The organism is Ottowia sp., from assembly GCF_035444425.1.
Classification (GTDB): domain Bacteria; phylum Pseudomonadota; class Gammaproteobacteria; order Burkholderiales; family Burkholderiaceae_C; genus Ottowia.
The window spans coordinates 23,994-34,114 of record NZ_DAOMOQ010000031.1 but is presented as its reverse complement, the minus strand read 5'-3'; the positions used below and the strand labels follow the sequence as shown (position 1 = coordinate 34,114).

The 10,121-nt window shown below is 67.6% G+C and carries 7 protein-coding genes and 1 pseudogene; 3 read left to right on the top strand and 5 right to left on the bottom strand.

Annotated features, from left to right (window positions below):
* On the bottom strand, nucleotides 1–645 hold a 645-nt coding region (locus tag PK606_RS12100; protein WP_324564299.1), incomplete at its 3' end, for an AMP-binding protein.
* Between the two features lie 273 nt (nucleotides 646–918).
* Between PK606_RS12100 and polA the strand changes: the two genes are divergently transcribed.
* Nucleotides 919–3,735 (top strand): DNA polymerase I, encoded by a 2,817-nt coding sequence (gene polA / locus PK606_RS12095; RefSeq protein WP_324564297.1) that lies wholly within the window; start codon nucleotides 919–921, stop codon nucleotides 3,733–3,735.
* A 72-nt stretch (nucleotides 3,736–3,807) separates the two neighbouring features.
* On the opposite strand, the pseudogene PK606_RS12090 reads toward polA, so the two are convergent.
* The 3 genes and pseudogenes from PK606_RS12090 to PK606_RS12080 all read right to left on the bottom strand — a co-directional run.
* Nucleotides 3,808–3,968: pseudogene (locus tag PK606_RS12090) on the bottom strand (class 1 fructose-bisphosphatase); the annotation flags it as partial.
* Between the two features lie 74 nt (nucleotides 3,969–4,042).
* Nucleotides 4,043–5,131, bottom strand: coding sequence for a YncE family protein (locus tag PK606_RS12085; RefSeq protein WP_324564295.1), 1,089 nt, complete (start codon nucleotides 5,129–5,131; stop codon nucleotides 4,043–4,045).
* 169 nt (nucleotides 5,132–5,300) lie between these two features.
* Nucleotides 5,301–5,861, bottom strand: a complete 561-nt coding sequence (locus PK606_RS12080; protein WP_324564293.1) for a hypothetical protein — start codon at nucleotides 5,859–5,861, stop codon at nucleotides 5,301–5,303.
* Between the two features lie 52 nt (nucleotides 5,862–5,913).
* On the opposite strand from PK606_RS12080, the gene PK606_RS12075 reads away from it, so the two are divergent.
* Together PK606_RS12075 and PK606_RS12070 are read left to right on the top strand one after the other, a co-directional pair.
* The gene (locus PK606_RS12075) at nucleotides 5,914–6,396 is read left to right on the top strand and encodes a hypothetical protein (protein WP_324564291.1); all 483 of its coding nucleotides are present in this window, start codon (nucleotides 5,914–5,916) and stop codon (nucleotides 6,394–6,396) included.
* A 78-nt stretch (nucleotides 6,397–6,474) separates the two neighbouring features.
* Nucleotides 6,475–8,868, top strand: a complete 2,394-nt coding sequence (locus tag PK606_RS12070; protein ID WP_324564289.1) for a heavy metal translocating P-type ATPase — start codon at nucleotides 6,475–6,477, stop codon at nucleotides 8,866–8,868.
* Nucleotides 8,869–9,005: 137 nt separating this feature from the next.
* On the opposite strand, the gene PK606_RS12065 is transcribed toward PK606_RS12070, so the two are convergent.
* Nucleotides 9,006–10,034 (bottom strand): class 1 fructose-bisphosphatase, encoded by a 1,029-nt coding sequence (locus tag PK606_RS12065; RefSeq protein WP_324564287.1) that lies wholly within the window; start codon nucleotides 10,032–10,034, stop codon nucleotides 9,006–9,008.
* Nucleotides 10,035–10,121 lie beyond the last annotated feature (87 nt).

The window sequence follows — 10,121 nt, the reverse complement described above, 5'->3', positions numbered from 1 at the left end:
CTCTGTATAGTATGCGGCGCCTGCCCAGAGTGCCTCGAGGAATCTGTTCTTTGGAGCATGAAAATCAAGATGGCTCATGGACGCTACGACATCATGGCGATCGATATTCAGCCATTCCTTTGACATTTCTGTTCGAGCTCTTTGTGCTCTATGGCCGATGGGTATTAATTTCGGTTGTCCGGTGGTGCCGGAGCCGGAGACGATGATCCAGGGGTTCTTGGGCTTGAGATCGAGTATCGTCTCGTTGTACTGGATATCTTCCAGTTGTGAAAGGTTGAGGTTTATGACTGGCGCTGCAATAGCGGTTTCCAGGACGCCGTCGGCTATTATTTTGCTTACGTTGGCTGTCTTCAGCAGATGATGAATTTGAGTTGGTGTAGATGATTTCGGAAGACTTAAAACTGTAGCCCCCAATCGGACTGCTCCTAGCATCATTATTAAGATGTCTGAATCCGAGGATGCATAGAGGGCGACCACATCGCCGGCACGTACACCACTTCTGTGAAGCAGGTTGGCAACCCGCCAGACCTTATCGTTCAGTTCTTGGAAGCTTGTTGTTGATGCGCCATGGATCAGGGCGATGCTAGTAGGATGTGATTCGGCGTGTGCAATCAAGTCAAGCGTGATGTTGAGATCATTGGCCATGACTGCTGAAGATGCTTTCTGGCAGGTGCTTGGAAGCTATAACGAGGGCCACTCGTTCTGCGTGGTATATTGATATTCTCTTGGAATAATTGCGATGGTGGGTGCATGAACGGCGTCGTCGATGTAATTATCCAGCGAACTGCACCATGAGTTATTTACATTCATTATCTGGTAGCAACGTGAGAATTGATGTTATGCACTCCAAAGTATCGCACTGAAAGGGGCGTGCGCTACTTGGCCAGACTGCGCTTGGTTGGGGTGCACAATCGCCATATGATAAACACGCCATCCGCGCTGCCCGCCAGCGCACCGCCCACGCTGCTGCTGGTCGACGGCTCCAGCTATCTGTACCGCGCCTTCCACGCGATGCCGGACCTGCGCGCCGACCCCGACGACCGCGCCAGCCAGCCCACGGGCGCCATCCGCGGCATGATCAACATGCTGAACGCGCTGCGCAAGGAATACCCGGACGCGCAGTACGCGGCCTGCGTGTTCGACGCCAGCGGGCCGACCTTCCGCGACGGCATCTACCCCGACTACAAGGCCAACCGGGCGCCGATGCCAGACGACCTGCGCAGCCAGATCGAGCCGATCCACGAGGTCGTGGCCCTGATGGGCTGGACGGTGCTGACGGTGCCGGGCGTCGAAGCCGACGACGTCATCGGCACGCTGGCGCAGGCTGGCGCAGCGGGCGGCCTGCAGGTGGTGATCTCCAGCGGCGACAAGGACCTGGCGCAGCTGGTGACCGAGCGCATCGAGATCATCGACACCATGAGCGGCAAGCGGCGCGACCTGGCCGGCATCCAGGCCGAGTTCGGCGTGCCGGCGGGGCAGATGCTGGACTACCAGACCCTGGTCGGCGATGCCATCGACAACGTGCCCGGGGTCGACAAGGTCGGCCCCAAGACCGCCGCCAAGTGGCTGAACGAATACGGCTCGCTGGACGACATCGTGGCGCACGCAGACCAGATCAAGGGCGCGGTCGGCGAGAACCTGCGCCAGGCGCTGGATTGGCTGCCGACCGGGCGCGAGCTGCTGCGCATCCGCACCGATTGCGACCTGGCCGGCCACGTGGACGGCCTGCCGGCGCTGGATGCCATCGCCGTGGGCGAGGCCGATGCGGTGCGCCTGGCCGAGTTCTACGACCGCTTCGGCTTCAAGACCCTGGCCAGGGCGCTGCAAGTTGGCGCCGCGGCGGGCAAGCCGGCGAAGAAGAAGGCAGCGGCACCAGGGGCGCACGCGGCGCCGGTGCCGCAGGGCGATGCGCCGGTCGCCTCGCAGGCGGCGGGCGAGCTGCGCTACGACACCGTGCTCGACTGGGCGGCGTTCGAGCGCTGGCTGGCGCGCATCGAGGCGGCCGAACTGACCGCGCTCGACACCGAGACCACCTCGCTCGACGAGATGCAGGCGCGCATCGTCGGCATCTCCTTCAGCGTGCAACCGGGCGAGGCGGCCTACATCCCGCTGGCGCACGAAGGCCCGGACGCGCCCGAGCAGTTGCCGCTGGATCAGGTGCTGGCGCGGCTCAGGCCCTGGCTGGAGAATCTGGCCCGGCCCAAGCTGGGCCAGCACATCAAGTACGACCGCCACGTGCTGGCCAACCACGGCATCGAGGTGGCCGGCTACGTGCACGACACCATGCTGCAGAGCTATGTGCTGGAAGTGCACCGCCCACACGGCCTGGCCAGCCTGGCCGAGCGCCACCTGGGGCGCCCGGGCATCGACTACGAAGACCTGTGCGGCAAGGGCGCGCACCAGATCCCGTTCGCGCAGGTGCCGGTGGAACAGGCCGCGCACTACGGCTGCGAGGACGCCGACCAGACGCTGGACGTGCACGGGGCGCTGTGGCCGCGACTGCAGAAGAACGCCGCGCTGCGCGGCATCTACGAGCTGGAGATCGCCACCAGCGAGGTGCTGTATCGGATCGAGCGCCACGGCGTGCTGATCGACAGCGACCTGCTGCGCCAGCAAAGCCACGAACTGGGCCAGCGCATTCTCGAACTGGAAAAAGAGGCGCATGAGCTGGCCGGCCAGCCGTTCAACCTCGGCTCGCCCAAGCAGATCGGCGAGATCTTCTTCGACAAGCTCGGCCTGCCGGTGGTCAAGAAGACCGCCACCGGCAAGCCCAGCACCGACGAGGAGGTGCTGGAGAAGCTGGCAGAGGACTATCCGCTGCCGGCGCGCATCCTGGAGCACCGCGGCCTGGCCAAGCTCAAGAGCACCTACACCGACAAGCTGCCGCAGATGGTCGACGGCGGCGGCCGCGTGCACACGCACTACGCGCAGGCGGTGGCGGTGACCGGCCGGCTGGCCAGCAACGACCCGAACCTGCAGAACATCCCCATCCGCACGCCCGAGGGCCGGCGCATCCGCGAGGCCTTCATCGCGCCGCCAGGCCACGTCATCGTCAGCGCCGACTACAGCCAGATCGAGCTGCGCATCATGGCGCACCTGAGCGACGACGCGGCATTGCTGAAGGCCTTCCATGACGGGCTGGACGTGCACCGCGCCACCGCGTCGGAGGTGTTCGGCGTCGCGCCGGATCAGGTCAGCAGCGAGCAGCGCCGCTACGCCAAGGTGATCAACTTCGGCCTCATCTACGGCATGAGCAGCTACGGCCTGGCGCGCAACCTGAGCATCGACAACACGGCGGCGCGCAACTACATCGAGCGCTACTTCGAGCGCTACCCGGGCGTCAAGCGCTACATGGACGAGACCAGGCTGTCGGCCAAGTCCAGGGGCTACGTCGAGACCGTGTTCGGGCGCCGCCTCGTGCTGCCCGAGATCAACTCACCCAATGGCCCGCGCCGCGCCGCCGCCGAGCGCGCCGCCATCAACGCGCCGATGCAGGGCACGGCGGCCGACCTGATCAAGAAGGCCATGGTGGCGGTGCAGCAGGCGCTGGATCAGGGCCGGCACGCGACGCGGATGATCCTGCAGGTGCACGACGAACTGGTGTTCGAGGTGCCGGAAGGCGAAGTCGACTGGGTGCGGGCCGAGGTGCCGCGGCTGATGGCCGGCGTGGCCGAGCTCAAGGTGCCGCTGCTGGCCGAAGTCGGAGTCGGCGCCAACTGGGAGCAGGCGCACTGAGCCTGGGCGGTCGCGCCGCGTGGGACGTGAATCGCGCCAGGCACCCCTGCGCCGGGCGCATCCCGCGCCTGCTCAGCGCCTGGTGTCCAGATGGTGTCGAGTGATCCGCTCGACCTCGCTCCTGCTGCCCGGGATCGCGCCGACGCGGTCGTGCAGCTGGCGCGGCTGTACGTCGAGGATGAGCCGCTGCTGGTGGCAGCGCCGCCGGCCTGCTCGATCAGCCAGCCACTCGGCGCCATCACCCGTCAGCGCAGCCTGCCTCCACCCCATCCATGCTGGGGTGGAGGACGCGCCAGCCGGCCGCTGATTAGGGTGCCTGGTGCGTGATGCCGTTCGGCCCGTTGCCGACGCGGTAGGTCTTGACCACCGACTGGCTTTCCACGGCGATCTGCGACACGGTGCCCGCCGCGATGTTGCTGACGAAGGCGAAGCGACCGTCACCGCTGACGACCACGCCGTGTGCACCCTGGCCGGTCTGGATCGTCCTGGCGACCTGGCCGCTCGCCACATCGATCACCGATACCCTGTCATCGGGTTGCTCCCTGCTGCCTTCGTTGGCCACGTAGACCAGGCGGCCGTCCGGGGTGGCGTGGACCTGGATTGGCTGGCGGCCGACGTCGATGCGCGCGATGACCTGTTGGGTCCGCGTATCGATCACCGCCACCTTGTTTTCGTCGCGCAGTGACACGTAGACCCGCAGGCCATCGGGTGTGAAGCCGACCTGCACCGGCGCGGTACCGACCTTGATGCGGGTCGTTTCCTGGCGCGCCTGGGCGTCGATGACCGAGATCGAGTCGTCCTTGACGTTGGCGACGTACAGGCTTCGGCCGTCCGGGCTCATGCGCAGGCCGTGCGGGTAGGCGCCGGTGGCGATGGTGGCGACCTGCCGGCCCTGGGCCAGGTCGATGACCGATACGGTGTTGTCGTCGGCATTGGTCACGTAGGCATGCCGACCTTCAGCATCAGCGACCACGTGCGCCGGGTGCGCGCCGACCTTGATCGAGGCGCGGGGCGTGGCGGTGAAATCGGCGCTGTCCAGCACGATCAGTTGGCCTGCGGCGGCGCTGTCGCCATGGCCGCCGTGCGCGCTGCCATGGCCGTGCCCGCCTGACTCGGTGGCTGGCTGCCCGACCGCGAGCACCAGGCGTCCTGCGGGGACGAACTGCACGTTGTGCGGCGCGATAGGCAGTGCCACGGTGTCGACTTTTCCGCTGCCGAGGTCGATGCGGCTGACGCTGCCGCCATGTTCGTCGGCGGTGTAGACGAAGCCCGCGCCCACGGGCTGGGCCTGCACGGAGGTGGTGAAGGGCGCAGCCAGCGCCAGCACGGACGCACTGGCGAGTGCGAGCAAGGTGGTGCGTCGCGCGATCAAGGTGTTTGAAAGATAGTTGTTCATGATTCAGGAAATCCGGGGTGCTCGGTCCAGACAGGAGCTTTTTGTCGAGCGTGTTCTTGGGATGGGTTGGGCAAGCCTGGCCGGCACCCAGGGGATGCCGACGGGCCGGTGCTGACGGCTCGAGCCAGCGGTGGGGTGCCATGGCAACAGGGCCGGCCCACGCGCGGGCTCAGGCGCGGTACCGGGGTGGTCGTTCGGGTCGTTGGAGGTCGGCGGATGCCAGCAGGGGCAGCGGGACCACGGCGTGGAAGCGGTGCAGCCGCTGTCCATGCCAGCTTGCAGGGCCCGGGGCGCAGGCAATGCAGGTCCCACTGCCCATGCAATGGCCGTTCCCGCACGGGTGCTGCCGGTCGCTGTGGCTGCACGCCACCTCGGCGTGTGGCGTGCCGTCGGCGGCGGCATGAACCAGTACCGCTTGCAGGTCTCCGGCACCGACGACATGCGCGTGGCTCCGGGCATGGCTGAGCAGCGCCGACACCGCAACAACGAGTGCCAGGCCGAGGACGGCGCCGAGTTGAAGCAGATGCCGGCGCAGCCGGTTGCCGGCCTTGGTTTCGCATTCAATGATCAGCGCTTGCATCACCACGAAGTGTGCACTGCCTGCCGGCGCTTTGGCAGCACATGGCAGAAATGTAATGTCCGAGTCATCCGTCGGTCGGTCGCCGCGCGCGACACTGCGCGGCAGCCGGTTTGCGACTTGCTCGACCAGGGATCCGACCGGTTCGAGCAAGGCATTCCAGGACCATTTCCGAGCGATGACCTACAAGGAAAGGACGACCACCATGAAATCGATGTTCCCTCTGCGCGGCGCGGCTGCACTGCTGCTGGCTGCCAGCCTGGCCGGCGGCGCGTTGGCGCAGAATCCGGATGAGCACGCCGGCCATCACCCGCAGCAGGCAGTCACCGCACCGGCTGCCGTGGCCGCTGCGGCGGCGCCGAGCGATGGTGCGATGCCCGACATGGGTGCCCACATGCAAGCCATGCACGAGGAAATGGCCGCGGCCAGGACGCCCGACGAGCGCCAGGCCCTGATGAACCAGCACATGCGAACCATGCACGGCGACACGGGCGCGCTGCAAGGCATGGGTTCCATGCACGGCCACGGCACGGGTGCCATGCCGCGCCAGGGCAGTGCCATGGGTGGCGGCATGGGCGGGTCACCGGCCATGGCGCAGCACCACGAAGCCATGGAGAAGCGCATGGACATGATGATGTCGATGATGCAGGCGATGATCGATCGCCTGCCGCCGACAGGCAGCAGATGATGCGTGTGGGGCGTTGCCGCTTGACCTGGCCATGGTGGCAAGGTCGGGACTGGGGCCGCCACCACATGAAGGATCGCAATGAACACACCTCTGCATGGGCGTAAGGACGAGCACCGCCACGGGGCAGCGCACCCCGCGCACCAGCCCGCGCCACAAGGCCACGCATCGCACGCCGCGCCGGCTGAGGCAGCGCAGGGGCTGACCGACCCCGTCTGCGGCATGGTAGTCACGCGGGAGTCGCCGCACCACGTCGAGCATGCCGGCCACCCGTACTGGTTCTGCAGCGCGCGCTGCCTGGGCAAGTTCAACGCCGACCCGTCGGCCTACGTGCACCAGCAGGTGAGCCCGGCCGCGCCGGCAGTCCCGGCGGCGGCACCGGGCACCATCTACACCTGCCCGATGCACCCGGAAATCCGGCAGGATCACCCCGGCAGCTGCCCGATCTGCGGCATGGCCCTGGAACCGCTGATGCCCACGCTGGAGGAGGACGACAGCGAGCTGCGCGACTTCCGGCGCCGCTTCTGGTGGACGCTGCCGCTCACCGCGGTGGTCACGGTGCTGGCCATGTTCGGCCACCGGCTCGGCTGGTTCGACATGGGCACGCAGTCGTGGATCGAACTGGTGCTGTCGCTGCCGGTGGTGCTGTGGGCCGGCTGGCCGTTCTTCGTGCGCTGCTGGCAGTCGCTGATCAATCGCAGCCCCAACATGTGGACGCTGATCGGCCTGGGCACCGGCGCCGCCTTCAGCTACAGCGTGGTGGCCACCGTGGCGCCACAGGTGTTTCCCGATTCCTTCGTTTCGATGGGCCGCGTGGCGGTGTATTTCGAGGCGGCGGTCGTCATCATCTCGCTGACGCTGCTGGGGCAGTTGCTGGAGCTGAAGGCGCGCTCGCAGACCTCGGCCGCGATCAGGTCGCTGCTCGGTCTGGCGCCCAAGACGGCGCGCCGCATCGCGCCCGACGGCAGCGAGGCCGACGTGCCGCTGGAGCAGGTGCACGTGGGCGACCTGCTGCGCGTGCGCCCCGGCGAGAAGGTGCCGGTCGACGGCGTGGTGGTCGAGGGCAGCAGTTCGGTCGATGAATCCATGCTGACCGGCGAGCCCTTGCCGGTGAGCAAGCGCGCCGGCGATGCGCTGATCGGCGCCACACTGAACACCAGCGGCGCGCTGGTGATGCGCTCCGAGAAGGTCGGCGCAGCCACCGTGCTGTCGCAGATCGTGCAGATGGTGGCGCAGGCGCAGCGCTCCAAGGCACCGCTGCAGCGGCTGGCCGACGTGGTGGCGGGGCGCTTCGTGGTTGCCGTGGTGCTGGTCGCCATCGCCACCTTCTTCGTCTGGGGCCTGTGGGGGCCGCAGCCGAGCTGGGTCTTTGCCCTGATCAACGCCGTGTCGGTGCTCATCATTGCCTGCCCCTGCGCGCTGGGCCTGGCGACGCCGATGTCGGTGATGGTCGCCACCGGCCGCGCGGCCACGCAGGGCGTGCTGTTCCGCGACGCCGGCGCGATCGAGAAGCTGCGCGAGGTCGATACCCTCATCGTTGACAAGACCGGCACGCTGACCGAGGGTCGCCCGGCCTTCGACCGCGCCATCGGTGTCGGCAGCCTTGGCGAAGCCGAAGTGCTGCGACTGGCGGCCAGCCTGGACCAGGGCAGCGAACACCCGCTGGCCGATGCGATCGTGGCCGCCGCGCGCGAGCGCGGCCTGTCGCTGGACAAGCCGGAAGCATTCGAATCCGGCACCGGCATCGGCGTGCGCGGCGTGGTTGCCGGCCGGCGGCTGGCGCTGGGCAATACCGCGCTGATGGATCAAGAGGGCGTGGATGTCGGCGCCGTCGCCACGCAGGCCGAAGCGCTGCGCAGCGAAGGCGGCAGCGTGATGCACCTGGCGGTGGATGGCCAACTGGTCGGCCTGCTGGCGGTGACCGACCCGGTCAAGACCAGCACGCCCGATGCGATCGCGGCGCTGCATGCAGCGGGCATGCGCATCATCATGGCGACCGGCGACGGCGCCACCACCGCGAAGGCCGTGGCCGCACGCCTGGGCATCGACGAGGTGCACGGCGAGGTCAAGCCGGCCGACAAGCTGGCGCTCGTGGAGCGATTGCAGCAGCAGGGGCGGGTGGTGGCGATGGCCGGTGACGGCATCAACGACGCGCCCGCGCTGGCGCGTGCCGACGTCGGCATCGCCATGGGCACCGGCACCGACGTGGCCATGAGCAGCGCGCAGCTCACGCTGGTCAAGGGCGACCTGCGCGGGATCGCGATCGCGCGCCGCATCTCGCAGGACACGGTGCGCAACATGCACCAGAACCTGTGGTTCGCGTTCGCCTACAACGGCATCGGCGTGCCGATTGCCGCCGGCGTGCTGTATCCGTGGACCAGCTGGCTGCTGTCGCCCATGATCGCGGCGCTGGCGATGAGCCTGAGTTCGGCGTCCGTGGTGTTCAATGCCTTGCGGCTGCGCACGGCGTCCTGACGCGCGATGTGGCGGTGGCCGCTTCCCTGCTTCGCTGGCGATGGAGGCACGTCATTCGTGGCGCGGATCGTCGCGCGCCTGAACTCGAGATGGCATGAAGCCAGGGCGGCCACCGGTGAAGGCGGCGCGCGCGACGGTCACGGCGCCGGGGCGGCGCTGACGGCTTCGTGGTGGTACTGCGTGACCCGGTCGACCTCGTTCTTGCTGCCCAGGATCACGCTGACGCGCTCGTGCAGCTGGCGTGGCTGCACGTCGAGGATGCGCTCGTGGCCGTTGGTGGCGGCGCCGCCGGCCTGCTCGATCAGCCAGCCCATCGGGTTGGCCTCGTACATCAGGCGCAACTTGCCGGGCTTGTTGGGTTCGCGCTTGTCCCACGGGTACATGAAGATGCCGCCGCGCGTCATGATGCGGTGCACGTCGGCCACCATGCTGGCGACCCAGCGCATGTTGAAGTCCTTGGCCCGCGGGCCTTCCTTGCCCTGCAGGCATTCGTCGATGTAGCGCTTCATGGGCGTGTCCCAGTGGCGCATGTTGCTCATGTTGATGGCGAACTCGCGCGTGTCCTCGGGGATGCGCAGGTTCTCCTGCGTCAGCACGAAGCTGCCCTGCTCGCGGTCGAGCGTGAACATGTCGACGCCGTCGCCCACCGTCAGCACCAGCGTGGTCTGCGGGCCGTAGACGCAGTAGCCGGCGGCGACCTGGCAGCGGCCGGGCTGCAGGAAATCCTGTTCCTCGACGCCGCGGTCGCCCTCGGGCATGCGCAGCACGCTGAAGATGGTGCCGATGCTGACGTTGACCTCGATGTTGGAGGAGCCGTCGAGCGGGTCGAACAGCAGCAGGTACTCGCCCTTGGGGTAGCGGTTGGGCACCACGTGGATGGCGTCCATCTCCTCGCTGGCCATGGCCGCCAGGTGGCCGCCCCACTCATTGGCCTCGATCAGCACCTCGTTGGCGATGATGTCGAGCTTTTTCTGGATCTCGCCCTGCACGTTCTCGCTGCCGGCGCTGCCGAACACGCCCCCCAGCGCGCCCTTGTTGACGGCGTGGCTGATGCCCTTGCAGGCGCGCGCCACCACCTCCAGCAGCAGCCGAAGCTGGCCCGGGATGTGGCCGTCGACGCGCTGCTTTTCGACCAGATGGCGGGTGAGAGAGATGCGTGAGCTCATGCGGCCTCCTGTGGTTCGGTGTCGGGGGTCGGGGCGGTGCGGGCCTCGGCGCCGGGCGCCGCCGCCGGTGTCTCGCCAGCGCGGGCC

Excerpts from the sequence above, each read along its gene's own strand:
- PK606_RS12075 (WP_324564291.1), top strand. The coding sequence starts at position 5,914 with ATGAAATCGATGTTCCCTCTGCGCGGCGCGGCTGCACTGCTGCTGGCT.
- polA (WP_324564297.1), top strand. The coding sequence starts at position 919 with ATGATAAACACGCCATCCGCGCTGCCCGCCAGCGCACCGCCCACGCTG.
- PK606_RS12070 (WP_324564289.1), top strand. The coding sequence starts at position 6,475 with ATGAACACACCTCTGCATGGGCGTAAGGACGAGCACCGCCACGGGGCA.
- PK606_RS12065 (WP_324564287.1), bottom strand. The coding sequence starts at position 10,034 with ATGAGCTCACGCATCTCTCTCACCCGCCATCTGGTCGAAAAGCAGCGC.
- PK606_RS12085 (WP_324564295.1), bottom strand. The coding sequence starts at position 5,131 with ATGAACAACTATCTTTCAAACACCTTGATCGCGCGACGCACCACCTTG.